Source organism: Helicobacter felis ATCC 49179 (assembly GCF_000200595.1).
GTDB classification, from domain to species: domain Bacteria; phylum Campylobacterota; class Campylobacteria; order Campylobacterales; family Helicobacteraceae; genus Helicobacter; species Helicobacter felis.
In genome coordinates, this window is record NC_014810.2 from 593,831 (window position 1) to 618,651 (window position 24,821).

Below are 24,821 nucleotides of genomic sequence, written 5' to 3' on the forward strand. Positions count from 1 at the left end.
GGGTGGGGGCTATAATTTTACCATCTGTGCCCCAGAACCGCCCAGATTGTAGGGCGCGTCCTCAAAAGAAATCACCTTAGGGTGTTTTTTAAGCCATTCTTTGAGAGCTTGGCGTAAAATCCCCTTGCCCTTACCATGCACGATCAACACCTCTTCAAAGCCCGCTAGAAGCGCGTTGGCTAGGAAGTTTTGGGTTTTTTCTAAGGCTTCTTGTACATCTAGTCCATGCACATCTAGGCGCATTTGTCCTTTTGCTTGGGGTTTGTGCTGGAGGCGCACCTGCGCTTTGGGGGCGGAGGGCTTGGGTTTTAAGATCAATTTTTCGGGTCTAACTTTAATTTTTACTCCATTTTCTAAGGCTATATTGTAAAGCCCGCCACTACGCGCGATAATCTCCCCGTTTAATTTGCCATAGCTCACAAAATCCCCCACCTGAAAATTTTGTTTCTGCAGGGTAGGTTTGGCAGGCCGTTTTAAACTCTCTTGGATGGCTTGGATTTGCTGGTGGGCGTGGCTTTTATTATGGGTGCGCTCAAATTCTTTTAAGGCCTCTTGGAGTTGCCTTAAGGCCTGTGTATAGCTTTGCTCTAAGCTCCTTTGTGTTGCTTCTCTAGCCTCTTGGGCTTTTTCTAGCTTGGTTAGCTTTTCTTGGTATGCGCGCTCTTGGGCCTGTTGGGTGTGTTTTAATTGGGCGCGCTCTTGGATAAGCTCTTGCTCTAGCGCGCTGGTGCGCTCAATCAAGGCGTTAAGCTGACTCTGCTCTGCGCCATAGAGCGTGCGCGCTTGATCGATCAAATCCAAAGGCACGCCATAACGCAGGGCACTCTCAAAGGCGTAACTCTTGCCAATGAGTCCGGGGGTAAAAGTGTAGGTGGGCATTTGGGCTTGTAGGTCGTAATTGGCGGCAAGCAGTTGCACAGCGGGGTTTTTGGCTAGGAGCAAAGCTAAGTGTTTGTGGTGCGTGGTTACCACGATTTTAGCCCCCTTGATCAGCAACTCCTCTAGCAAGACCTTATACAAACAGCTCGCCTCAGAGGCGTCCGTGCCCAGTTCGATCTCATCCACGCCTAGCAAGAGTTGAGGGGTGTTAAGCGCATGGCTAAAATCGAGCATGCGCCCAGCGAAGGTAGAAATGTCGTTTTGGCTATTTTGTGGGTCGTTGATGATGGCTTGGATATGTTCCATATAAGGGATTTGGGAGTGGTGCGCGTTGATTCTAAAGGGCAAAAGGTGTTTAGCTAGCCACGCGCACGAGAGCACAGATTTTAAAAGCATCGTCTTACCCCCCGTGTTCACCCCGGTTACCAAGAGCAGGGATTGGCTAAAATCTAAGCTAAGGGGCTTGGGGTGGTTTAAATTGGGGTGTTCAAAATTTTTGAGCACAAAATGCCCACGCGTGTTGGGTTTGATAAAGCTTAGATTCGCGCTTTTGGCAAAATTTACGCGCGCTTGCAAGTGATCCAAATAGTCAAATTCATGGTTGATAAAACGCAAAAATAGAAAATGAGGGCGCAGGGTTTCACTCCACTGCGTGCAGATGTGCATCACACTCTCTTCTATCTTATTGCGCGTCTCTTGGATTTTACGCGCCAAATTTTTCACCTCTAGGGGTTCTATGTAAAATTGCCCGCTGTGCGAGCGCGCCACCACCGCGCCCTTAAGCACCGCAGAAAAACCCGGTTTTAAAAGCAAAGTTTCGATCCCCTGCACAAAATGCACTTGGCGATCTGCTAAGTAGGCTTGCAGACTTGATCGCCCTAAAATTTGCTGAAATACTTGTTTTTGTTGGGCTTGCAAACGCGCTAAACTCTCTGATAACGCGTCTAATTCCGGGTAAAAACCCTCTTTGAGAGTAGGGGTATCTTGCATGTGTGTTTCTAGCTCTAAGAGGGGTGCAGGAAAGTGGATATTGGCCAAATAAGCGCATAAATGGGGGTGATCTTTGGGGCGTGCGCGCGCTTTTAGATAGGCAAAATAGCGCGCAATTTTGACAAATTCTAATAAAATCTCCAAACGCCACACCCCGCCTTTTTTAAAGGTTTTTAGGGCTTCTTTGAGACAAATCAGCGCACTAGGGGGGTTGAACTCTAGGTTTTCAAATTCTTGTAGATGTTCCCAAGTGTTAGGGCGCAGACTTAGAGTTGTGGCTTCTTTAGGGCGGGCTAAAAAGCTTGCAAAACGCTCTAAAAAGCGTTCTAAATCTAATTGGCTAGCTAGCGTGTTCAAGAGGTCTTTTTCTGGCAGGATTGCAAATCGATCAAGGTGTCTTTCATGGGACCATTGGGCTTGCCTAAAAAACTTAAAGTGCCCGTAACAAGATTGAAGTTTTTATTATTGACCTCTACATGGCCACATAGTAAAGTTTCCCCGCGTAAAAAGGCGCGCTGTAAATCCATTTGGGCGCGATTAATGCGATCTTGCTCATAGGTGTAAAACCCCACCACGCCCCCTAAGAGTGTGAGCACGAGCGCGCCTAAGATCTTTTGTTTCAAGCGCACTAACCCAAAATCTTTGAGCAGTAGCCATAGCAAGAGTAAGACTAAGCCTAAAACGATCCACGCCCCCATTAAACCTCCCCTCTAAGTTGGGTGGTGATGTCCCCTGCCCCAAAGCCTATCACTAGCCCGCTATGCAAGGTGCGAATTTTGACCCCCTGCACAAAGAGTTCTAAGCCCTTTGAAGTGCGCCACATAGAGTCGATAAATGTGGGTTGCAAATGCCCAAAGAGGGTGTGCATATCCACTTCGCGGGGTTTTTCGCCGGCGCGCCACACGGGCAAGATGTAGAGCTGGCTTACAATGGGATTTTTAAAACACTCCTGAAAACCCTCTAAATTATCCAAGAGGCGAGAAAATTTATGGGGTTGCCAGATGACAATGCTCTCTTTTAACCCTTTGAGTTGGGCGTAGGTTTGCAGGGCCTGCAGAGTCGCGCTAATTTCGGTGGGGTGGTGGGCGTAGTCATCAATGAGCAGTAGCGAGTCTTTTTGAATGATATCAAAGCGTTTCTTGATACCCTTGAAATTGAGCAGATTGGCGCGCAGACTCTCTAAGGGCAGTTCTTCAAGAGCGGCCAAAATAGCTAGAGCCGCATTGCTGGCTGTGTGCGCCCCCAAACCCCATACCTCAAAAAAGCCGTAATCTTTAAGCTTAAAACGCGTATAGGGCTCATCCTCTCTTAAAAAATAGCTAATTTGACTGATGTCGCGCGCAGGGTCTAGGCGGATCGCCTCTAGGCTACACTCTTTTAAAAAAGGGTCGCTGATATTAATCACGCGTTTTTTAGCTAGCTTTAAAAAGTCTGTATAGGCTTGATAAAACGCCTCTAAATTGTAATCATAACCCTCTAAATGTTCTACCTCAGCATTGGTTACTAGCGAACAATAGGGATTAGAATGCAAAAAGCTTTGATCGGATTCATCGGCTTCAAAGACTAGACTAGAGCTATCGCTCTCGCGCACATTCGAGCCAAAATCCTTGCTAGTCGCCCCGATAATCGCTCCAAAGTGGGGCAATAACGCGCTTAACATCGCGCTCGTGGTGCTCTTACCATGCGCCCCGCATACACTAAAAACACGCTTATCCCCTAAAATGTATTCTAACGCCCGTTTGCGCGAGAGAATGACGCAATTTTTCTCCATCGCCGCCACAATTTCAACATTGTCCACCTTGATAATGGCCGAGTGGATCACCACTTCTTGATCACTGAGCGCATTAGGGTTGTGGGGAATGGTGATAGGAATGCCCAAATTGGCTAGATAATCCGTGATAGTGCTTTGGACTAAATCTGAGCCACTCACCACCGCGCCCTGTGCCTTAAGGTATTTAGCCAGTCCTGAAATACCAATGCCTCCAATGCCAATAAAGTGGATTTTATAGGTGTGGATAGGGCGATCTAACATGACAGGCTCTTTAGATAGATTTGGTGCGCACCTTTTAAGGTTTCTAAAATAGGGCGCATATTTTCATAGACGAGTGCTACGCGCACAAAGGGCGCGCTATGGGGGCTATCACTCGGGCTTAAAAAGCCCCCGGGAAGGACTTTAATCCCTGTGTGGGTGAAGAGATGACGGGCAAAATCCTCTCCATGATGGGCGTAAAGCCACACATAAAAACTTGTAGGGAAAACGCGCACGCCTAGAATTTCTTGAGCAAGTTGTAGATTACGCGCATAGGCTTGACGGATTTGCTCTTGTTGTTCAAAATCTAACCACCCTGCCGCGCTAGCATATTGCAAGGGCAAAGGAATCGCACACCCGCTATAGCCCCTAAAAATCTTGTATTTGCTCAAAATATTAGCATCTCCAGCAATGTAGCCGCTACGCACCCCCGGGGCGCTCAAACTCTTAGAAATGGAATTGATGGCTAGGACATTTTTAAAGTCAGTATTACCCACTTCTAAACAGGCTTGCAAAATAGAGGGCGGAGGTGTGGAGGCGTAAATATTGCTATAACATTCATCATTGAGCAATAGAAAATCTTCCTGCAGGGCGCGCAAGACCCAAACTTTTAATTCTTCTAAACTCAAGGTGCGCCCGGTGGGGTTGTTAGGAGAGTTTAAAATTACTAAGTCAGGCCTGAGCGCGGGGTCTAGCTCAGGGGTGAAGCCATTAGCAGAGCTTAAGGGCATAAAAAGAGGCGTAGCTTTGGCAACTTGCGTGCTGGCTAAATACACTTGATAGAGGGGATCGGGCATGGCGATCTTGGGCTGAGGTTTGTCATGCAGATAAAAGATGGGGAAGTTAAAAAGCGTTTCTTTAGAACCTAGGGTGGGTAAGATTTGCTCCATCCTTAAGCGCACTTGGAAATGCTGCTCTATAAAACTCATTTGGGCTTCTTTGAGAAAGTCCTCCCCTCCGCTTTTGGGGTAAAACCTGAGCGTGTCCGTGTGGGCTTGTAGAGCTTGTTGGATGGATGGGGGTGTGGGAAACTGGGGCTCGCCAATGCTCAGATCAAAAATCTTAGGGGGATTTAGCCCGTGCAAGAGGGCGTTTAGGCGTTCAAAGGGATAGGGGGTGAATTGCATTCAGGGGTTACCTTCTTGGATGGAATGGCCAGAACTTGGCATGGGAGCTTGAGGGTAGGGAGAGGACTTTGTTTTATAAAAAGGAGGGGCTTTGTAGCCACAGCCTGCTAGCAAACATGCTAATATGACACCATGAAAGATTCGAAAGATATTCTGTCTTCTGTATTGCAAAACAAACCCTTTTTAAAACCCCTAGATATGCGCCTCAAACTCAACCAACTCAAGCTTTTTTTACCCCTCTGCGTTCGAGGGGCGATTAGCTCTATTATAATTAAAAACTCTAAACTCTGGCTTGCTTTTAACCACCCGAGCGCGCACAATTATTTTTGCCAACACGCCCAAGAATTTAGCCAAATTCTGCTCCGAGAAGTCAAACGCTTAGACTTAGAGATTCCCGATCCACTAGAAGTTAAAGCCTATGTACCCCAAGTGATTCGAACAAAATTCACCCCCAAGCCCCCCAAACTCTATTACCACGAATGCGCGCAGGGCAACTTCACCAACCACGCTAGCGACCCCGAACTCAAAGCCGCATTTGAGCGTATCCGCGCATGCATCCAACAACATGCAAAGTAGCCAACTTGAACATCTTCCAGAGAGTTGCGGGGTGTATCTCTACTGGGACGCCACTGAGAAACTACTCTATATTGGTAAGGCAAAGAATCTCAAAAAACGCATTTTAAGTTACTTCACTCTGCAGGCGGGGCGCGCTGTGCCCAACCCTAGAAATAACGCGCGTGTGCGCGACATGGTATCCAAAATCGCGCGTGTGGAATGGCGTTTAACCCCTAGTGAGCATGAAGCCCTACTGCTAGAAGATCGTCTCATCAAGCAATACCAACCCCGCTATAATATTCTGCTCAAGGACTCTAAAACTTATCCCTATGTCTGTTTTGACCCCACCCTACCCTACCCCGTGCTCCACCTACAAAGACACCCCAGAAAACACTTGCGCTGTTTTGGCCCTTTTAGTTTGGGGGCTAAGGAAATTTTAGAGAGTGTGCTAGATTTTATCCCCTTAGTGCAAAGCCCTAGCTGTGTGCGGGGCAAACACGCTTGTGTATTCTATGAGATCAAACGCTGTTTAGCCCCTTGTGAGGGCAAGATCAGTCCCCAAGATTATGCGCTCTTGCTCCAAGAGGGGGTCGCGCTTTTAGAAAATTTGCCCGCATTGAGTGTACGTTTGCAGGCGCGTATGCGCGCTTTAGCCTCTCAAGAGCGCTTTGAAGAGGCGGCCATTTGGCGCGATCGCTGGAGCAAAATCCAAAACCTTTTAGAACGCTTGGCCTATCCTTTAGAAGAGTGCGCGCGCGCCCTGCAAATTTTATTGGGGCTAAAAACCCCTGTAACACGCGTTGAGGTCTTTGATGTGAGCCACCACGCTAAAAGCCATTGTGTGGGGGGCATGGTGGTGTTTTCAGAAGGCAAGTGGGAGAAAAGGGCGTATCGGCGTTATGTCTTGCAGGGCAAAGACGAATATAGCCAAATGCGCGAACTCTTAGAGAGACGCGTTCAGAGATTACAACACCCTCCCGATCTGTGGCTTATAGATGGGGGCAGGGCGCAGGTGCGTATCGCCCTACAGGTTTTACAAAGCGCGGGGCACAGTGTAGAGGTGCTAGGCATTGCCAAGGCGAAGTTTAAGGGCAGAACACGGCGATCGCTGGGCGATGTGCCCGATGTGATCTACACGCGCGACCGGGTGTTGCACTTAAAAGCTAACGACCCTTGTTTGCAGTTTTTACAACGCTTGAGAGATGAGGCGCATCGTTACGCTATCACTTTCCACCGCACCAAATTCTTAAGCCAGATTAACGCGCAATAAGCCAAATTAGGCTAGAATGCGGGTATTTTTGCAAATAAGGGAATTTATGGAGCACAAAGACGATACCATTATTAGATTTTCTGTATCTTTGCAACAAAATTTATTAGATGAATTAGATAATCGTATCATTAAAAATGGCTATTCTTCGCGATCTGAATTAGTGCGCGATATGATCCGTGAAAAATTGGTAGAGGATAATTGGTCCAATGATGAAAATTTTGGCACGACTAAAGAAGGGCTCACTGTGGCGGTTTTGGTGATTATCTACGACCACCACCAACGCGAGCTCAATCAAAAGATCATCGATATTCAGCATGAGAGTCATATCACCATCATGTGCACCACTCATGTGCATCTTGATTCTAATAATTGCTTAGAAACAATCATTATTAATGGCAAACCCTCAGAAATTATGCGCTTGCACCTAGAAATTGGAGGACTTAAAGGAGTGAAGTTTTCCAAGCTCACAAAGGCATCTAGCTTTGAGCAAAACACCTAAAATTGCCTTATATGGGGGAAGCTTTGATCCCCCCCACATCGCCCATTTAGAGGTCATTCATCAGGTTTTAGAGTGCTTGGACATCGATAGGTTGATCGTGCTGGTGGCCTATCAAAACCCCTTCAAAGGCGCGCCTTGTTTTAGTGCCACTCAGAGGTATACATGGATGCAAGAACTTTTAAGAGGCTTGGGGAAAGTTGAAGTGAGCGACTTTGAGATTTGCGCCCAACGCCCCGTGCCCAGCGTGGAGAGCGTGTTGCATTTTCACTGCACTTTGCGTCCCAGTAAGCTGTATTTTGTGATGGGCGCGGACAATTTAGCGCACTTGGATCAATGGGAGGGTTATACGACAATGCGAGAGCTCGCCGAGTTTGTGATTGTGCAACGAGAAGGCTACCCCCTAGATTCCTCCTCCTCTCTTTACATCCCCCTGCCTCAAATCCAAGAACGCATCTCATCCAGCCAGATTAAAACCCTCTTGGCCCAACACCAAATCCCCCACCACCTCCCTGCTACCCTGCAAGGGGGCGTGATTCAAGCTTTTAAGGAAACCCATGTCTGATCCCAGAATTGATAGAATTGTAGAGTTGCTCGAAGATAAAAAGGCTGCCGATGTGGTGGTTTTTGATCTAAGCGGTCGCGCTTATGTAACCCAAAAGGTGGTTATTGCCACCACTCTAGCCCCCAAGCACGCCCTAGCCCTGCTCGATCATCTCAAAAGCACCCTCAAGCCTTTAGGTGAGCAGTTTTACGCCATAGACGCGCAAAATGAAGAGTGGATCATCATCGATCTAGGAGATATCATGGTGCATTTATTCACCCACGATCAACGCGTGCGCTTTGACTTAGAAGGGTTTTTGACCACCTACAAAGCTCCCTAGTGACCAGCCCGATTCTCATTGCCATTTTAGGGGCAAGTGGGAGTGGCAAGAGCGCTTTAGCCCTCAAACTCGCCCAGGATTTGGACGCAGAAATCTTTTCTTTGGATTCACTGAGTGTGTATAAAGATTTCAATATTGCAGCTGCTAAGCCCAGCGCGCAAGATTTACAGCGCATCAAACATTATGCGGTGAATATTTTAGACATCCACCAGCCCAACAACGCTCCCCTTTTTGCCCAAGAATTGCAAAAGGCTTTAGCACACACCCAAAAGAGAGTGTTGTTGCTCGTGGGAGGGAGTGGGTTTTATCTTAAAAGCATTTTAGAGGGACTAAGTCCTATGCCCTCCATTAGTGAGGGTGTGCGTGTGCATATAAGAGAACTGGCTAACCCTTATGGCTTTTTAGCCCAAATAGACCCTACTTATGCGCATAAAATCCACCCTAAGGACACCTACCGCATCCAAAAGGGACTAGAAATTTATCTAGCCACTAACACCCCTCCTAGCGTGTATTTTGCTACCCATCCTAAAATCCCTTTTCATCTGCCCGTAAAGCTCTATGCCCTCAGCCTGCCTAAGGAAATTTTGCGCGCCCAAATCGTTCAGCGCACAAAAAACATGATCAGGCAGGGAATTGTTGCAGAGGTGGAGAGTTTGGCGCACCAATATGGTAGTGATCATCAGCCCTTTAAGGCGATTGGGCCTAAGGAGTGTTTGGAATATTTGCAGGGCAAGCTCAATTTCAAACAATTAGAAGAGGCGATCTACACCCACACCTGCCAACTGGCTAAAAGACAGGCCACTTTTAATAAGACGCAATTTAAAGACATCACCCCTTTAGAAGTTAATCCCCTCTATGAGGCGGTGATCGCATACATTAGGGCTCACGCAACACCGCAGAACTCTTAACAATCACGCTATTGTAGTCCTTTTGAGCGGGGCGGTTGTTTTTGACATAGTGCATGATTTTTTGCAGGGCTGCTAATTGCTCTTTAGAAACACTTAGAGTTTCCTCAATGAAAAACCACGCCACACCCTCCGTGCAGGGAGGAGTGGTGAGCGAACCATTGAAATGGTAATAGTGGATAGTGGAGGGGAGTAAGTTTTCTAAATCGAGAGCTTGGGGGACTTGTTGGTGCGCATAGGCTTCCAAAAGACGGGCGATCATTTCATTAGGTGCGCCAATCTCAAACCCTATTCCCAAGACGAGTAGTAAGCCCTTAGCGTCTTGGTGCACCATGTGCATGCTCAAAGGTTGGCGGTGTTTGTGGATACTAAATTCCATCGGGGTATGGAAGTGTAGATTGACTAGCTTATAGACATGGTCGCGGTAAGAAATGTGATTTTTAGGCGTGTTGAACTTTGCCACGAGTGTATGGTGCGCATAACCCAAAGAAATAGGCCTTGCATTTGTTTGGTAGAAAACCCCTAGATTTTCCTTGTCTGGAGCGTCGTAATAGTGTTCAATATCGATGGGAGATTGGTGGCGTCCATGTTCGCACATCGCGTAATCTTCGTGTAAATTACTCCACTGGTGAGGCGTTGTAGAGTGATCATAGCCCCAATGTTCTTCGCCCGCACTACAAAAAACTACGGCCAATAATAAGTAGATAAAACTCTTAAACATCCGTTTCCTTTCTTTACAGACTGCGATGCAACTATAGCAAAATTCGATGTTATTAACTATTTTAGGCTAGAATGGGACACTAGCTGGTGCTAGAATTTTAAAACAAAAAGGTTTTTTATGAAAACAAAAGTGGTTGAATTACTCAAGCAGTTACAAGCAGATAGCTTAGTTTTATTTGTAAAGCTTCATAACTTCCATTGGAATGTTAAAGGGCATGATTTCCATGTGGTGCATAAGTTCACCCAAGCGGTTTATGAAGAATTTGCCGAAAAATTTGATGATTTGGCAGAGCGTGTCGCGCAGTTGGGCGGAACTCCTGTGGTTACGATGACAGAAGCCCTTAAACTCGCCCATGTCAAAGAAGAGAGCAAGCACACTTTCCACTCTAAAGAAGTTTTTGAAGCTATCCTAAAGGATTATGAGCATTTAGAAAAGCACTTTGGGCAACTTTCCAAAGTGGCCGATGAAGCGGGCGATAAAGTTACCGCATCTTATGCTGATGAAGAATTAGCCAAACTCCAAAAAGCCCTATGGATGCTCAAGGCAAGCTTGGCTTAATGTTGGAAGATTTAGAAGTTTTTGAGGGAGACCCCGTAGAAAAATGGCAGGATGTGCTTTTGCACGCTAGCCAAAAATTAGTGCGCGCCGAGCTAGAACGCTTTTTAGAGTTACAGGCCCTCAGTGCGTTACTTTTGGAAGAAGCGGGACTAGAGGAAAAGCTTGAAGAGTCGCTTAAGACTTGCAAGTGCGACTTCGCCCTGCAGAGGCGCGTGCAAACTAAAAAAATTGATTTGGTGATGACCTCCATGGCCAATATTTTAGGGCATGAATAGGCTTTTTACTATTTTGATTATTTTAACCCAAATGGCTATAGCAAAGGGCCTAGATAAAATCCTAGAACTCAAAAAGGATCAGGTTTACAAGGGGGAGTTACAGCTAGGCAAATTTAAAAAACCCCTCTCCTTGCGCTGGACTCTCTTTAAGGATAGTGGTTTGGTGGTGCATCTCAAATGCAATAACTTTCCCTACCAATTCATTCTTTACCCGGATTTTCAACGCGACACTTTTAGACTCGATCTCTTCAAAGAAGTCGCTCAGTCTCATACCAGTGAGGGCGCAGACCCCAACCCTCCCTACTTCGCCCTCACCTTTAAAAAATTCGACTCCGCGCACGATCAAGCTTCTTTGCGCGTGCGCGCCTCTGATAAACTCAAATGGATCGAACAACCTTAATGTTAGAACAGATTGCCCAAAGAATCCAGCAGTTTTTAGCCCAAGTGCAAAGCGCGGAGGTGGAGCGCATGGCGAATTTGTTGGGGCAAGGGAAGATGTTGCGCAGTAAGCTCATCTTAGCCATTTGCCCAGAACACCCCCAGCTCATCGACTTTTGCGCCATCATCGAGATGATTCAAAGCGCTTCGCTCTTGCATGACGATGTGATCGACAACGCCCAGACACGGCGCGCGCACGATTCTATCAACCATATCTTTGGCAACCAAAATGCCATCATGCTAGGCGATGTCTTCTACGCTAAAGCCTTCTTAGAGCTCACAAAACTAGACACAGAGATTGCCCAATTAGTCGCCCATAGCGTGATGGAACTCTCTAGGGGAGAAATTAAAGATGTGCGCGCCTCAGATACTTTTCACACAGACATAACACGCTATATCGATATCATCCAAGACAAAAGCGCCTCTTTAATGGTCGCAAGTTGTGCAGGCGCAGCTCTGCTAGGAGGGTTGGACTCCCAAGCCTACCGCACTTTTGGACTCAATTTTGGGATCGCTTTTCAGATTATGGACGATCTGCTAGACATCACCCAACCTAAAGAAGTTTTAGGCAAACCAGCTTTTAGCGACTTTAAAGAGGGTAAAAGCACTCTACCTTATATTTTACTGCACCAACACCTAGACCCCTCTAACCAAGAGCGCCTACAAGCCTGCTTTAAAAACGCTGATGAACAAGCCTTAGCGTGGTGTGCGCAACAATTTGAAGCCCATCATATCGCCCCTAAAGTCTTAGAACACATCCACCACTACGCCCATCGCGCCCTACAAGCCATCAAGGGGCATAGTGCCCTAGAAAAAGTAGCCTCTAGTTTGATCGAGCGGGAGTTTTAAATGCAAGCGGTCTATCTCACTCTAGGGTTTAGCCATAAACTCTTGCCTATTGAGATCCGTGAGAAACTTGCCTTTGAGCAAGAGGCGTTGTTGGAGTTTTTAGCCCACTTTAAAAAAGAACACCCCAGCGCGCACGAAATGATGGCACTTTGCACCTGTAACCGCGTAGAATTTTACCTTTACACGCACGCGCCCGATCAAATCGCCTCTCATCTACTTAAAGCCCTCGCGCATGCCAAACAAGTAGACATCAAAAGCCTACAAGCTAGCCTAGAAACCCATGCTCAAGAACATGCCATCCACCATGTTTTTTGCGTAGCAAGCAGTTTAGATAGTCTGGTAGTGGGAGAGACCCAAATCACCGGGCAGTTTAAAGAAGCCTTTAGACTCTGCTTGCAAGCGGGTTTGTGTGCTAAACATTTGAGCCGTTTGGCTCATTTCGCGCTTAAGTGTGCGGCAGGGGTGCGCAACGCTACGGCGATCTCCTCTCAAGCGGTTTCTATCGCTTCTGTAGCCGTCAAGCAGGCATTGGAGATTTTGGATACAGAAAAAGTAGACAAACGCGCGATGGTGGTAGGTATAGGAGAGATGGGGCGCTTGGTGTGCAAACACCTGCTAGCCAAGGGTTTTGAAGTGGAACTTTATAACCGCAGTATAGAGCGTGCTAAAGATTTTACTAAGAGCTTAGACAACCCTAAGTTACAAGTGCAATCCTTTAGTGCCTTAGAGCAGGGAATCCACACGCACGCCTTTTTATTTTGTGCCACGAGCGCACCTCAGAGTGTCATTACTCAAGAAATGGCGCGCCCTTGTGAGTTTAGGCGGTGGTGGTTTGATTTAGCCGTGCCTAGGGACATTGAACCCCCCACGCAACCTAATATTTGGCTCTATAGTGTAGATGACTTGCAGGGAGTGGTCGCCCAGAATGTGGAACAACGCCAAAAAGACACCCGCCGCGCCTACCAAGTCGTGGGGCAATTTAGCGTCCAATTTGCCCAATGGTTACAGAGTTTGGAGGTCGACCCCCTTATCAAAGACCTAAGAGGGTTAGCTAAAGAGGCCGCGCTCAAAGAGTTGCAGCGCGCCATCAAAAAGGGCTTTTTGCCCCCAGAGTATGAGCAGAGCGTGGCGCGCGTTCTACACAACGCTTTTAACACCTTTTTACACCACCCTACCGCTACCCTCAAAAAGAACGCCCACAAACCCGAGAGCGATATGTTGGGCGAAACTCTAAAAACCTTGTTTAACTTGGGTAAGGAGAGCTTGTTTATCAACCGCTACAAATGCGAATTTAGCGAGGAAGGATTTTAATGCGTTTTTCTCAACTCTTTGCTCCCACTACTAAGGAAGTGCCTAAAGACGCGGTGCTCAAAAGCCACCAGTTTATGGTGCAGGGGGGCTATCTCCAGCAGATGGGAAGCGGACTTTACCACTTTTTGCCCTTAGGCCATAAGGTCTTGAGCAAAATCCGCGCAGTGGTTAAAGAAGTGATGGATTCTTATGGCGCGCAGGAGTGCACTTTGGGTTTTGTGGTGCCTGCGTCCTTGTGGCAGGAAAGCGGGCGTTTTGAACAATATGGTAAAGAGCTTTTAAGTTTCCCTGATCGTAAAAATAATCTTTGTGTGCTCTCCCCTACGCATGAAGAGGCGATTACACAGATTGCCAAATCCCATATCAAAAGTTATAAACAACTCCCTTTAAATCTCTACCAAATCCATACTAAGTTTCGCGATGAAATCCGCCCCCGTTTTGGGTTGATGCGCGCGCGCGAGTTTGTGATGAAAGACGCTTATAGTTTCCACGCTAGCACAGAGTGCTTGGATAAGGAATTTGAGCGCATGCATGCAGCCTATAGCGAGATTTTTAGCCGTTTGGGGCTCAATTTCCGCGCGGTGGAGGCAGATAGCGGAGCGATTGGGGGGAGCAAGAGTAAGGAATTTGTAGTTTTAGCCGCATGCGGAGAGGATAGCGTGATCGTGTGCCAAAAATGTAATTATGCGGCTAATGTAGAGATTGCCAAACGCGCTAAACGCCCCGAACCTGACAATGTCCCCAAAGCCCAGTTTGCCAAATTCCACACCCCCAACACCCCTACTATCGAGGCACTCAGCGCGTTCTTTAAAGTGCCTGCTTACTTTTTGATGAAAGCAGTGATTAAAAAAGCCCGTTTACACGAGGGAGTGCGCCCCGTGGTATTTTTTCTAAGAGGGGATGATCAATTAGAGGAAACTAAAGCCCTGAATGCCTTTAATAGAAGTGCCCAGCAAAACGCTCTAGCCCTAGAGGAGATGAGCGCACACGAGATCGCAGAGTTAGGCTTGCCGGTGGGCTATATCGGGGCTTATGGGCTTAAAAATCTTGTGCCCGACATAGAGGTGATCTTTGATGTGGACTTGCAGGAGGCGGATTGTTTGATCTGTGGGGCTAATGAAGTGGATCAACACTTCGTGGGCGTGGATTTATCCACCTTTGCTAACCTCAACTACCAAGACATCGCCCAAGCGCGTCCTGAGGATGCTTGCCCGGAATGTCAGGGGACTTTGAGCGAACAGCGCAGTATTGAGGTGGGACATATTTTCAAATTGGGCAATAAGTATTCTAAGAGTCTAGAGGCGCGTTATTTAGACCAAGAGGGGCAATTGCAATACTTTGAAATGGGCTGTTATGGGATTGGGGTGAGTCGTTTGATGAGCGCGATCTTAGAGCAAAATAGCGATGAAAAGGGCTGTGTGTGGAGCAAGACAAGCGCACCTTTTGAGGTGGTGGTGTTGGTGGCCAACTCTAAAGATAGTGCCCTAGAGAGTTTAGGCGAAGAACTTTATCAAGAGCTCAAGGGGGCGGGCGTGGATGTGTTATTAGATGATAGGATCGATCGCTTTGGGGCCAAGATGGCAGATTTTGAGCTCATCGGATGCTCGCATGCGCTCATCGTAGGCAAACAAGCCCTAGAGGGGCAATTTGAGCTCATCGCAAGGCAGGGTTTGAGTAAGCGTGTGATTGCGCGCGAGGCGATCGTATCCACCCTCTTAGAAGCGCGCAACTAATGCCCTTTTTATTTGCTTTAGGGGTCTTTTACCTCGTGGTTGAGGTTTTTTTGATCATGAGCGTAGTGGGACAATTTGGTCTTTTTGCTTTCCTTTTGGAAGTGGTTTTAAGTGCATTACTGGGTGGGGGCGCGTTGTTAAAAGGTTCACTCAAAGCGTTAGATTTAAGAGATCGCGATCCTTTGGCGTGGATGGAGGGGGTGTTTTTGCGCACCATTGGTGGGTTGTTGCTCATCTTGCCCGGAGTGCTTTGTGATGTCTTTGGACTTTTGGCTCTGCTAGTGGCTTGGCTGAGAAAACCCCCTAAAAAAGATGATGGAATCATTGATGTTGAGGTGTTAGATAAAGATGGGCGCTAAATTAGTCATTGGGAGTCGAGGGAGTGCTTTAGCCCTCTGGCAGGCTAGACATGTGCAAGAACTCTTAAAACCTCTAGGCTTAGAGAGTGAAATTAAAATCGTGAAAACTAAGGGGGATAAGATTTTAGATGTGCCCCTAGCCAAGATCGGGGGCAAGGGACTTTTTACCAAAGAGTTAGAGGTCTTGCTCCTTGGGGGGAAGATTGATTTAGCCGTGCATTCGCTCAAAGATGTGCCTGTAGATTTGCAAGAGGGGCTAGTGCTCGCTTGTGTGAGCGCGCGCGCCAATCCGCAAGATTGCTTTTTAAGTTACAAATACCCCAACCTACAAGCTTTACCCCCTAATGCGCGCATTGGCACGACCTCGCTTAGGCGTGCCATGCAACTTAAGGCCTTGCGCACAGATACAGACCCCTTGAGCCTGCGCGGGAATGTGCAAAGGCGTTTAGAACGCTTGCAGAGGGGGGACTTTGAGGCAATTATTTTAGCCTGTGCGGGGGTGGAGCGCTTAGGGCTTGAGCTACCTTACCGAGTGCCCTTGAGCCTAGAGGAGATGATTCCTAGCATGGGGCAGGGCGCGCTAGGCATTGAAATGCGCGCTAACCACCCTCTTTTAGATCAAATCACTAGCTTGAATGACCCCAATAGCGCGCTTTGCTGTGGTTTAGAACGCGATTTTGTGCGCGCTTTGGGGGGAGGGTGTCAAGTGCCCTTAGGCGTGCATGCGCGCTTGCAAGGAGAGCACATTGAAATGCGCGCCATTGTGGGGCTAGTAGATGGCAAAACTTTCATTAAAGAGCGCGCTTCAGCCCCGCGCGATCGCGCTCAAGAACTCGCCCATAACCTGGCCCACACCTTCAAACAAAAAGGCGCGCTAGAAATCCTTGCCCAAGCGCAGATGCATTAAAACACCGCTTGGCTTTGCTTAAGACTGTTTTAATATTTTTAGGGTTGCCCATAGGATTTAAAGATGTCTAAATTAGGATTGTAAGCATTGCTAGAGCCTTGCACCCCAAATGCGCCCAAGATACTAGGAAAAATCATCTCTTGGGAATATTGGTCTTGGAGAGCTTTAAACACATGCGCCTTTTTAAAGGAATTATTAGCATAGATAATAAAAGGAACTTCTTTTTGAAAACTAGGGGCAAGCAGAAAAGGCGTGCCGTGCAAGTATAATCCATGTTCGCCCAAACTCTCCCCATGGTCGCTCATATACAATAACAACGCTTGGCGTTGGGTGTGTTGCAAGGTGTCCATCATGGTGTCTAGCACTAAATCGTTATAAGCGATAGTATTGTCATAGGCGTTGATTAAACTCTCAAGATCGCAGGTGTTAGGCTCGCTGTTAGTGCAGATAGGTTTAAAGGGAGCAAAATTGCGAGGTATCTTATCCACATACAGGGGGCCATGCGAGCCTTTGAGGTGCAAAACGATCAATAAATTATCATCGGGGTAGCGCGCCGTCAAAAAGGGCAACGCGCGCGCTAGAGCCATATCAAAATTAAGTGTCTTGGCTTCTACACCTTGAGATTTGAGCCAGTTTTGCCATGTATCTTTGCTAGGTTTCCAATCAACATTCATGGGGGGTTCGGCACTATTGAGACTGAGCCACACCACCTTAACGCCTTGTCGGTGCAAAAAAGAGGGGAGATTTTCATAGCCCTTTTGGCTTGTGAGTATGCAAGAGAGAGCGGCTGTGGTGTAAGTGGCACAGGAAGTGGCCCTAAGGGCTAAAATTTCCTGATGATTCAAGCGCTCTTGTAACTTGGGTGTGGTAGCTTTAGCATACCCATAAATTCCATAGTTAGCCCGCCGTGCGCTTTCTCCAATGGCTAAGATCACAACTGCCTTATTAGCCTTAAGATGGACATTATCCAAGAGTTTAGGGGGGCTTTGATGTAGGGAAGCTAGAGCCACCCGCACAGCATTCACGCTGTAACTATAGGGTAGGACCAGCCCGCCGATGTATTTAGCGTGGTGATCAAAAAAGAGCCACTGCTTGGCATGGCTGAATGCCCAAATAGTGCATAAACCAAGAGAACCCACAAACACCCAAGCTTTTATCTTAAACTTAGTCTTTTTAATGGAGAGAGCATAAAAAAACACTCCCACACCCAAGCCCACCAACACATAAAGCCACAACCACCCCCTAACAACTCACTTGCTTCATGAGTATTTGTATTTAATACATTGCCCATCATGTTTTTGGTCAAAAAGACATGGTAGGTGTGGATGTAATAAAAGGCAATGGCATTACCTATGCTAAAAAATGCCATCAGCACCTGCATAAACCGATTGCCCAACATGGAAAAGACAATAAATAGCACATTGGTCGCGCAAATGTAGGCAATGCCAGCGCTCAATATAATCCCTAATCCACCTTGATGATCCAAAATGTAGCGCAATAGAGGAGCGTGGAATAACACAAGAGAGATCGCACTATAGGCGATCAAAACTGCAAAGAAGGGGAGAGGCTTAGAAAAAAGCTTACGAAACATTTAAAGAATTTTAAAAACTCACTGCCCTACATAGACTTGACGGGGGCGGGCGATCCTTGCTTGAGTGTTTTTGACATGCTCTAAGAGTTGCGCGCACCAGCCCACTGTGCGCCCGATCACAAAGACGGGGGTAAAGAAGCGCACAGGGATTTGCAGGGCTTTTAAAATCGTGCCAGAATAAAAATCTACATTGGGATAAAGATTACGCGCAATAAAATATTCATCATTCAGGGCGACCTCTTCAACCTTAGCGGCAATTTCATCTAGTTTAGGATTCATCTTAACGCCCTTTGCTTGTAAATCATCCTTGAGCTTTTTGAGAATGCGCGCGCGTGGGTCGTAACTTTTATAGACACGGTGCCCAAAGCCCATGAGTTTAAAGGGGTCGTTCTTGTCTTTCACGCGGGCGATATATTTATCTACATTCTTAACATCCCCGATTTCTTCTAGTTGTAACAAGACTTTTTCATTGGCTCCGCCATGTAAATGCCCCCAAAGCGCACTAATGCCCGCACTAATGGCTGCATAGGGGTGCGCGCCTGTGGAAGCGACATTGCGCACGGTAGTGGCTGAAGCGTTTTGGCCATGGTCGGCATGCAAAGTTAAAATTTTATCAAAGGCTTCCACTTCTAAGGAAGAAATCTCTATTTGGCCTTTGAGACCTTGCTTGAGGCGTTCATGGGGGTAGGCTCTGAGCATGAAAAGAATGTTTTCGGTGTAGTTACGGCTCACATCGGGGTAAATAATGGGCGCACCGATCTCATTGCGGTAACAAATGGCCGCCAAAGTGGGCATTTTAGCGACAATGCGCCTAGCCATCGTTTGGTAATCCTCTTCTGAGCGCATAACTTCATGATCGGAATAGAAAGTGGAGAGAATGGAAACCCCACTGCTAAGTTTAGCCATAGGGTGAGCGTCGGTGGGGAAGGCGTGGAACATATTGCGTAGGGTCTCATGCACAAAGCTACGATGACGCAATTCGAGTTCAAATTCTAGGGATTCCTCGGCGTTTTTTGGGAGCGCGTCTGTCAACAATAGGCGACACACATCGCTATATTTATATTTTTCTACCAATTCATCTAGTGGGTAACCCTTGTAGTAAAGTTCTCCCTTTTGCCCATCTGTATAACTAATGGTAGATTTGCACCCGGCAGTGGAGGCATAACCGGGATCATAGGAGAGAAGCCCTGAGCGTTCATACAGCTTAGAAAAATCGATCGCATTGGCCCCGCGTGTGGCCTTAATGGTTTCAAATTCATAGCGTTCTTGGGTAGTGTTGTCAATCAGGGTAACAGACATGAGATTCCTTTCGTGTTTTGATTCCATTATACCCGCGCAAAGATTAAATCAAAGTTTCTTTTAAAGATTGCACCTTCAGGGCAAGTATTTTTGAAACACCCAAAACTTTATCAATCCTCTTTATGCTAAAATGCCCTATCTCAATTTAATAGGAGTAGTTTATGTCTTACAAACCCAAGTACTTACCTTTGCCTACAGAGGGACAGGCTATCACTTATGAACATGGTAAATTGCATGTCCCTAATAACCCCATCATTCCTTTTATTGAGGGCGATGGTATTGGTGTAGATATTACCCCCGTGATGCGTAAAGTCGTGGATGCGGCCGTGCACAAAGCTTACAACGGAGAGAAAAAAATCGCTTGGTATGAGGTTTTTGTGGGCGAAAAATGCTTTAACAAATTTAAAGACCATGCAGAATTGAGCTTAGAAGAACAATGGCTCTTGCCCGATACCATTGACGCGCTCAACCATTTTAAAGTGTCTATTAAAGGTCCTTTAACCACCCCCGTAGGCGAGGGTTTTAGGTCGCTCAATGTCGCCCTGCGCCAAAAAATGGATTTATATGTCTGCTTGCGCCCCGTGCGTTGGTATTCTAGCCCCAGCCCTGTTAAAAACCCTGAAAAGGTAGACATGGTGATTTTCCGTGAAAATAGCGAGGACATTTATGCGGGCATTGAGTTTAACCAAAACACTCCCGAGTCCAAAAAGCTCATTAAATTCTTGCAAGAAGAGCTCAAGGTTACTAAAATCCGTTTCCCGGAAACTAGCAGTGTAGGCATTAAACCTATTAGCCTAGAGGGCACAGAGAGGCTCGTGCGCAAGGCGATCCAATATGCCATCGATAACGATCGCCATAGCGTAACCTTCGTGCACAAGGGGAATATTATGAAATACACAGAGGGGGCGTTTATGAAATGGGGTTATGCTCTGGCTCAAAGAGAGTTTGGGGCACAATTGCTGGATGGTGGCCCTTGGTGCACGCTTAAAAACCCCAAAACCGGTAAGGAAATCGTGATCAAAGACATGATCGCCGATGCTTTCTTGCAACAAATCTTACTACGCCCGGCCGAATACGATGTGATCGCCACGATGAATCTCAATGGAGACTACATTTCAGACGCGCTGGCTGCAATGGTGGGTGGAATTGGGATCGCTCCGGGTGCTAACATGAATGACAGCGTAGCGATGTTTGAAGCCACACACGGGACCGCCCCCAAATACGCTGGACAAAATAAAGTCAATCCGGGCTCTATTATCTTGAGCGCGGAGATGATGTTGCGCCACATGGGTTGGATCGAAGCGGCAGATTTGATTGTAAAAGGCATGCAAAAAGCCATTGAGAGCAAAAAAGTAACTTACGACTTCGCGCGCTTGATGGAGGGCGCTACGGAGGTTTCTAGCTCAGAATTTGGCGAGGTGATCATCGCGCATTTGTAGGCAAAAAAAAGGGGGGAGGAGTAAGTCTGTAGGCTTATGCACGAATTCCGATGTCCAAAGAATCTACACAATAGCAAATCACATTAAGTTCTAAAAAAGAGCTGGATGTAAACTTGATAGGGGTTTTTGTTAAAAGTTCAAACTTGCTCCAAAAACTTACACCGTAGGAGAAAAATGTATTCTGATCGACAGAGGATGAAATTGTGATCGTCATGTTGGAACACACGCAAGCTCTTGTATTGGGCGTAGTGGGCTTTGTTACGGGCATTACAGCGGGCTTTTTTGGTATTGGGGGAGGCGAGATTGTCGTGCCTGCGGCCATTTTTGCCGGCTTTAGCTACAGCCATGCAGTAGGGATTTCTCTCTCCCAAATGCTTTTTTCCTCTTTGGTGGGATCGTTTATCAACTATAAAAAAGGGCTCTTGGATTTAAAAGAGGGTTTTTTTGCTGCGATGGGGGGATTGATGGGGGCGATCTTGGGAAGTTTTTTACTTAAGCTGATCGATGATCGCATTTTAATGGGGGTCTTTGTCGTGGTGGTGTGCTACACATTTGTCAAATACGCTTTTAGCCCTTCTAATGCCTCAAATCAGCACAGCGCGCACTTTAAGATGCACTCCAAGCCTCATAAACCCAAGCCTATCAAATCTTTTACATGGGGAATTAGCAGAGAACACGGAATTTTGATTTTAGCGGGCTTTGTAACTGGGATTTTTTCTATCCCTCTTGGCATGGGCGGGGGGATTTTAATGGTGCCCTTCTTGGGCTATTTCCTCAAATACGACACCCATAAAATCGTGCCTCTAGGGTTATTCTTTGTGATCTTTTCTTCTCTCTCGGGGGTCATTTCTCTATACCACTCGGGCGTGTTAGACGATCGCGCCCTGCAGGCTGGATCCATCACAGGGCTAGGCGCGCTGGTGGGCGTGGGCATAGGGATCAAACTCATTTTATTAGCCAATGAGAGAATCCATAAAGTGTTATTGCTCTGCATTTACGCTTTGAGCATTACAGCCACGCTCTATAAGCTGATCACAGGCTAATCTATACAATATCCTTTGTCATAACACTGCGCCTGTAGTTCTTGGGTGAACCCGGGCTCCAAGCTATCCAAAGACATCAAATGGCGTTTTTTAGGATCGTCTCTGCTTTGGCGATAAAAAATCAGAGTGCGCACCACTTGCTTATTCCCATTCTCGCCCACTCTAAAGAATTGTTGGCTGAATTGGTGCAGGTAGAAAGTGTTCTCTACTAGCTTGAAAGTAACATAGAGTTTGGTGTAGATATTGTCAGTAGAAGAGTCGTATTGTCCCATCTCAAAGGTTAAATAGGGGAATTTATAGGCCAAATCCACCTGTCCTTGATGGATGCAAAGGGTTCGGCTAAGTAATGTGCCATTGTGGCGCGTCAGGATACAAATAGAGCTAGGAGACTCAGGGCTATCTGTGTAAGTGATGCGCTTGCTAAAGCTATAGCGATCGTTGTTCACATTGAAAGAAAGCAACTCTTGTATTTTGATTTGATGTGTGGACTCGCAAGGAGCAGGGCTATTAAAGTTGTGCGCATCGGTTGTAAAGCATGTGGAATTTTGAGAGGAGCGCGCACCGGTGGGGCTAGCGGCTTGATCTTGTAATTTTTCTAATAACCTGTCATTGACATCACCCATCGCATAAGTGGGGCTTTCCTGCTCATAAAAGATCTTAGGGGTTGCTTTGGGAAAAAGTGCGCTATCTAAAGTCTGCTTGGCATAACGGGTGAGATAAAAAGTGCCTTTAACATCCTTAAAAGCCAAGAAAATTTGAGCTTGGGTATTTGCAGTGGGGGTATGAATAGGGGTTTGGATCAATTTGATCAGTAGTGAATCCTTAGTGTTCTCCATGCTAAGTTTCTCATAGCCCTGCAGACAAAAACCCCTGTAAAACTTCCCTTTAAAGAGAATTCCCGTGCACACTACAGAGGGGCGGGTGTGATCTTTGGTGGTGTTGATGGCATAGATCAATGTGTAATTTTGATTGGCAATCCTAAAGGTGTTCCCGGTGGCTTTAGAATAGAGTGTGTAACTGCCCTCTTTTGAGCTCTTATACCCCTGCTGGCGCACAAAATCCTCTGACCACGATTTCACCTGATCAAGAGCTTGGAAATAATCTAGGGCGTGCATAGGAAAAACAAGCCCCAGTAGTGTTATGAGAAGCTTTTTAAACATGTTAGGCCTTAAATTGATCGATTTCTTTACTCAATGCGCTGTAGAGATCGTCTAGGGAAGTTTGGTTAGTGCGCATGTTTTCAATATCTTTTTGTTCTGAGTGTGCAAGCGCGCTGAGTTCTTTGACTTCCCGGCTAATGTCGCGGCTATCCTGCACAACCTCTTGGAGGTGTTGTGTGTCTTTGCGCGCGCAAGCGATCACCTCTTCAATCCCCTGCACGCTTTGTTGCATCACTTCCTGCACGCTAGTTGCTAGATCTGAGGTTTGGCTGAGTTCTTTGGCATTTTGTCCTAAATGCTGGTTGATGTCTTGCACTCCTTGCACCATTTCATTAATGGTGGTGTCAATGCTAATCAAACTGCTTTGGGTTTTTTCTGCCAATTTGCGCACTTCATCGGCCACCACCGCAAAACCTCTGCCATATTCGCCCGCACGCGCTGCCTCAATGGCCGCATTGAGCGCGAGTAAATTCGTCTGTGCGGCGATATCATCGATGATGGTTAACACTTCTTTGATGCTCTCTGTCCCTTTGGCGGTTTCTTCTAGTCTATGAGCAAATTCCACGCTTTGACTAGCATTGTGTTCTAAACGCGTGTTGAGCTCTCTCATTTGCTCGTGTGCAGTGCCTAAATACGCGCCAGTTTGGTTGAGTTTTTGGTTATTATCCTCCACATTTTTAACATGCTCTAAAATTGTATCTATATTGTGCTGGCTTCTGCTGACCGCCTCTTCTACCACCACAATCGCGCGATTAGCGCTCGCATGCACATTGGTTGTGCTCTCTATAAGAGTGACCGATACCTTAGTGCGCCGACTACTAATCTCTTTAAAGTGGCGCATCACGCTTTGCATCTGCTCAATAAAGGCATTGATATTGCGTGTGATGGCTGCGATCTCATCTTGTTTGCTATGCTTGTTTGCGCAAGGTAGGCGTTTTGTTAGATCCTTATCTCCAGCGGTTAAATCTAAACTCAAGCGTTTGAGGCGATCTAAAGGACGCATTAAATAATAGAGCCAAGATACGACAATAGTCAATGTGCTAAAAAGGCTCAAAAAGGAGATAATCAGCATGAGGACTCGCAATTTTGAGATATGCTTAAAGGCCTCTTTGAGCGAAATGCGCGCAATGACTTTCCAGCCATACTCAGGCACTGTGGAATACACAATAAGAATTTTCTCTCCCTGTGCGTCCTTGCCTATCTCAACACCCTCTTTGTGATTCAAAATAGTCTGCGCCTTGTCTTGGAGAGCTTGGCTTTTAGTGATACTTCCTCCTATAGGAACATCATTGGAACTTAATACGACCCCTGAAGCATCCGTTAAATCTAAGAAATTTAGAGCTTCTGTAGCCATTCTTTTAGTGTGTGAGGTAAAAAAGTTGAGTGAAATATCGCTGCCAAAAACGCCCACGAATTTACCCTTGATAACAAGAGGCGCGCTGTAGGTGATCACAAGTTTGCCAGTAAATTTATCTGCATAGACTCTAGTGACCGAAATTTTATTGGTTGTTTTGGCATTTTGATACCAAGGGCGCACGCGCGGATCGTAGCCTTTGGGAGCCTCCATAGAGTCTGCATACATAGCCCCATTTTCTAGGCCAACATAAGTTTGAAAGGCATCTAAGTTTTTTGTCGTGTATTTGAGGGCAATTTTTAGCTCATTGAGATCTTGCACACCATGTTCAAGCACGACATGCTGGCTATTTGTAAATAATTCTAGGGTTTTTTGATTCCAAGCTTGTATCCAATCGCTATGGATGCGCACAATACTTAAAAGTTCTTGTGTGGTGTTTTTCATAAAAATGCTGTGTACAAAGCGTTCTACAAAAACACCAAAGGTGCCAAAACTCAAAGTCAGTACACCCACTAACATCAAAGCGATTTTCTGCTTAAAACCCAATTGTAATCCTTGTGAATTTTCTAAGTCAGGGTATTTTAACATGGATTCATTTAATTGCCCGATTGCCGAGTTTGTGTATAATAGAATATTTCCTAAGGGGTGT

General features: G+C 46.5%; 26 protein-coding genes. 16 read left to right on the forward strand and 10 right to left on the reverse strand.

The window, feature by feature from the left end; all coding sequences use genetic code 11:
* Positions 1 to 9: 9 nt before the first annotated feature.
* The 4 genes from HFELIS_RS03000 to HFELIS_RS03015 are packed head-to-tail and all read right to left on the reverse strand — an operon-like array spanning position 10 to position 5,025.
* Positions 10 to 2,226, reverse strand: a complete 2,217-nt coding sequence (locus HFELIS_RS03000) for an endonuclease MutS2 (protein ID WP_013469059.1) — start codon at positions 2,224 to 2,226, stop codon at positions 10 to 12.
* Positions 2,223 to 2,567 carry a hypothetical protein gene (locus tag HFELIS_RS08900; RefSeq protein WP_013469060.1) on the reverse strand — a complete coding sequence of 115 codons (345 nt, stop codon included), beginning with the start codon at positions 2,565 to 2,567 and terminating at the stop codon, positions 2,223 to 2,225. The genes HFELIS_RS03000 and HFELIS_RS08900 overlap by 4 nt, the downstream gene beginning before the upstream one ends.
* Positions 2,567 to 3,901, reverse strand: a complete 1,335-nt coding sequence (gene murC, locus HFELIS_RS03010; protein WP_013469061.1) for a UDP-N-acetylmuramate--L-alanine ligase — start codon at positions 3,899 to 3,901, stop codon at positions 2,567 to 2,569. Before murC ends, HFELIS_RS08900 begins: the two co-directional genes overlap by 1 nt.
* Positions 3,895 to 5,025 carry a succinyldiaminopimelate transaminase gene (locus HFELIS_RS03015; protein ID WP_013469062.1) on the reverse strand — a complete coding sequence of 377 codons (1,131 nt, stop codon included), beginning with the start codon at positions 5,023 to 5,025 and terminating at the stop codon, positions 3,895 to 3,897. The genes murC and HFELIS_RS03015 overlap by 7 nt, the downstream gene beginning before the upstream one ends.
* A gap of 132 nt (positions 5,026 to 5,157) precedes the next feature.
* On the opposite strand from HFELIS_RS03015, the gene HFELIS_RS03020 reads away from it, so the two are divergent.
* From HFELIS_RS03020 to miaA, 6 genes are read left to right on the forward strand one after another with little or no spacing between them, the layout of a single operon-like run.
* Complete coding sequence (locus tag HFELIS_RS03020) at positions 5,158 to 5,601, forward strand: hypothetical protein (protein ID WP_013469063.1); 444 nt, start codon at positions 5,158 to 5,160, stop codon at positions 5,599 to 5,601.
* Positions 5,591 to 6,850 (forward strand): GIY-YIG nuclease family protein, encoded by a 1,260-nt coding sequence (locus HFELIS_RS03025; protein WP_013469064.1) that lies wholly within the window; start codon positions 5,591 to 5,593, stop codon positions 6,848 to 6,850. Before HFELIS_RS03020 ends, HFELIS_RS03025 begins: the two co-directional genes overlap by 11 nt.
* 46 nt (positions 6,851 to 6,896) lie before the next feature.
* The gene (gene nikR, locus HFELIS_RS03030) at positions 6,897 to 7,349 is read left to right on the forward strand and encodes a nickel-responsive transcriptional regulator NikR (protein ID WP_013469065.1); all 453 of its coding nucleotides are present in this window, start codon (positions 6,897 to 6,899) and stop codon (positions 7,347 to 7,349) included.
* On the forward strand, positions 7,333 to 7,911 hold the full coding sequence (gene nadD / locus HFELIS_RS03035; protein ID WP_013469066.1) for a nicotinate (nicotinamide) nucleotide adenylyltransferase: 579 nt from the start codon (positions 7,333 to 7,335) through the stop codon (positions 7,909 to 7,911). The genes nikR and nadD overlap by 17 nt, the downstream gene beginning before the upstream one ends.
* Entirely contained in the window at positions 7,904 to 8,230 is a 327-nt protein-coding gene (gene rsfS, locus HFELIS_RS03040) for a ribosome silencing factor (protein ID WP_013469067.1), read from the forward strand. The genes nadD and rsfS overlap by 8 nt, the downstream gene beginning before the upstream one ends.
* A complete protein-coding gene (gene miaA / locus HFELIS_RS03045) occupies positions 8,230 to 9,138 on the forward strand; it encodes a tRNA (adenosine(37)-N6)-dimethylallyltransferase MiaA (protein ID WP_013469068.1) in 909 nt (302 codons plus the stop codon). Before rsfS ends, miaA begins: the two co-directional genes overlap by 1 nt.
* Here miaA and HFELIS_RS03050 read toward each other — a convergent pair.
* Entirely contained in the window at positions 9,107 to 9,856 is a 750-nt protein-coding gene (locus HFELIS_RS03050; RefSeq protein ID WP_013469069.1) for a carbonic anhydrase family protein, read from the reverse strand. The genes miaA and HFELIS_RS03050 overlap by 32 nt on opposite strands.
* Positions 9,857 to 9,973: 117 nt before the next feature.
* On the opposite strand from HFELIS_RS03050, the gene HFELIS_RS03055 reads away from it, so the two are divergent.
* The 8 genes from HFELIS_RS03055 to hemC are packed head-to-tail and all read left to right on the forward strand — an operon-like array spanning position 9,974 to position 16,286.
* Positions 9,974 to 10,414: a Dps family protein gene (locus HFELIS_RS03055; RefSeq protein WP_013469070.1), complete on the forward strand. Its 441-nt coding sequence runs from the start codon at positions 9,974 to 9,976 to the stop codon at positions 10,412 to 10,414.
* Positions 10,414 to 10,689 (forward strand): DUF2018 family protein, encoded by a 276-nt coding sequence (locus HFELIS_RS03060; RefSeq protein ID WP_013469071.1) that lies wholly within the window; start codon positions 10,414 to 10,416, stop codon positions 10,687 to 10,689. Before HFELIS_RS03055 ends, HFELIS_RS03060 begins: the two co-directional genes overlap by 1 nt.
* Complete coding sequence (locus HFELIS_RS03065) at positions 10,682 to 11,089, forward strand: hypothetical protein (protein ID WP_013469072.1); 408 nt, start codon at positions 10,682 to 10,684, stop codon at positions 11,087 to 11,089. The genes HFELIS_RS03060 and HFELIS_RS03065 overlap by 8 nt, the downstream gene beginning before the upstream one ends.
* Positions 11,089 to 11,976: a polyprenyl synthetase family protein gene (locus HFELIS_RS03070; RefSeq protein WP_013469073.1), complete on the forward strand. Its 888-nt coding sequence runs from the start codon at positions 11,089 to 11,091 to the stop codon at positions 11,974 to 11,976. Before HFELIS_RS03065 ends, HFELIS_RS03070 begins: the two co-directional genes overlap by 1 nt.
* The gene (hemA, locus tag HFELIS_RS03075) at positions 11,977 to 13,287 is read left to right on the forward strand and encodes a glutamyl-tRNA reductase (RefSeq protein WP_013469074.1); all 1,311 of its coding nucleotides are present in this window, start codon (positions 11,977 to 11,979) and stop codon (positions 13,285 to 13,287) included.
* Positions 13,287 to 15,020: a proline--tRNA ligase gene (gene proS, locus HFELIS_RS03080; protein ID WP_013469075.1), complete on the forward strand. Its 1,734-nt coding sequence runs from the start codon at positions 13,287 to 13,289 to the stop codon at positions 15,018 to 15,020. The genes hemA and proS overlap by 1 nt, the downstream gene beginning before the upstream one ends.
* The gene (locus tag HFELIS_RS03085) at positions 15,020 to 15,379 is read left to right on the forward strand and encodes an FxsA family protein (RefSeq protein ID WP_013469076.1); all 360 of its coding nucleotides are present in this window, start codon (positions 15,020 to 15,022) and stop codon (positions 15,377 to 15,379) included. Before proS ends, HFELIS_RS03085 begins: the two co-directional genes overlap by 1 nt.
* Entirely contained in the window at positions 15,369 to 16,286 is a 918-nt protein-coding gene (gene hemC, locus HFELIS_RS03090; RefSeq protein WP_013469077.1) for a hydroxymethylbilane synthase, read from the forward strand. Before HFELIS_RS03085 ends, hemC begins: the two co-directional genes overlap by 11 nt.
* A 38-nt stretch (positions 16,287 to 16,324) precedes the next feature.
* Here the strand turns inward: hemC and HFELIS_RS08480 are convergent, their stop codons facing one another.
* From HFELIS_RS08480 to HFELIS_RS03100, 3 genes are read right to left on the reverse strand one after another with little or no spacing between them, the layout of a single operon-like run.
* Positions 16,325 to 17,521, reverse strand: a complete 1,197-nt coding sequence (locus tag HFELIS_RS08480) for a sulfatase-like hydrolase/transferase (RefSeq protein WP_148229930.1) — start codon at positions 17,519 to 17,521, stop codon at positions 16,325 to 16,327.
* Positions 17,440 to 17,877, reverse strand: coding sequence for a phosphoethanolamine transferase domain-containing protein (locus tag HFELIS_RS09470; RefSeq protein ID WP_013469079.1), 438 nt, complete (start codon positions 17,875 to 17,877; stop codon positions 17,440 to 17,442). The genes HFELIS_RS08480 and HFELIS_RS09470 overlap by 82 nt, the downstream gene beginning before the upstream one ends.
* Positions 17,878 to 17,895: 18 nt before the next feature.
* Positions 17,896 to 19,176: a citrate synthase gene (locus HFELIS_RS03100; RefSeq protein ID WP_013469080.1), complete on the reverse strand. Its 1,281-nt coding sequence runs from the start codon at positions 19,174 to 19,176 to the stop codon at positions 17,896 to 17,898.
* Between the two features lie 161 nt (positions 19,177 to 19,337).
* On the opposite strand from HFELIS_RS03100, the gene icd reads away from it, so the two are divergent.
* Positions 19,338 to 20,615: an isocitrate dehydrogenase (NADP(+)) gene (gene icd / locus HFELIS_RS03105; protein WP_013469081.1), complete on the forward strand. Its 1,278-nt coding sequence runs from the start codon at positions 19,338 to 19,340 to the stop codon at positions 20,613 to 20,615.
* Positions 20,616 to 20,830: 215 nt separating this feature from the next.
* Positions 20,831 to 21,658 (forward strand): sulfite exporter TauE/SafE family protein, encoded by an 828-nt coding sequence (locus tag HFELIS_RS03110; protein WP_041303147.1) that lies wholly within the window; start codon positions 20,831 to 20,833, stop codon positions 21,656 to 21,658.
* Here the strand turns inward: HFELIS_RS03110 and HFELIS_RS03115 are convergent.
* A complete protein-coding gene (locus HFELIS_RS03115) occupies positions 21,655 to 22,818 on the reverse strand; it encodes a hypothetical protein (protein WP_013469083.1) in 1,164 nt (387 codons plus the stop codon). The two genes, HFELIS_RS03110 and HFELIS_RS03115, sit on opposite strands and share 4 nt — an antisense overlap.
* A gap of 1 nt (position 22,819) precedes the next feature.
* On the reverse strand, positions 22,820 to 24,718 hold the full coding sequence (locus tag HFELIS_RS03120) for a methyl-accepting chemotaxis protein (protein WP_041302745.1): 1,899 nt from the start codon (positions 24,716 to 24,718) through the stop codon (positions 22,820 to 22,822).
* Between the last annotated feature and the right edge of the window lie 103 nt (positions 24,719 to 24,821).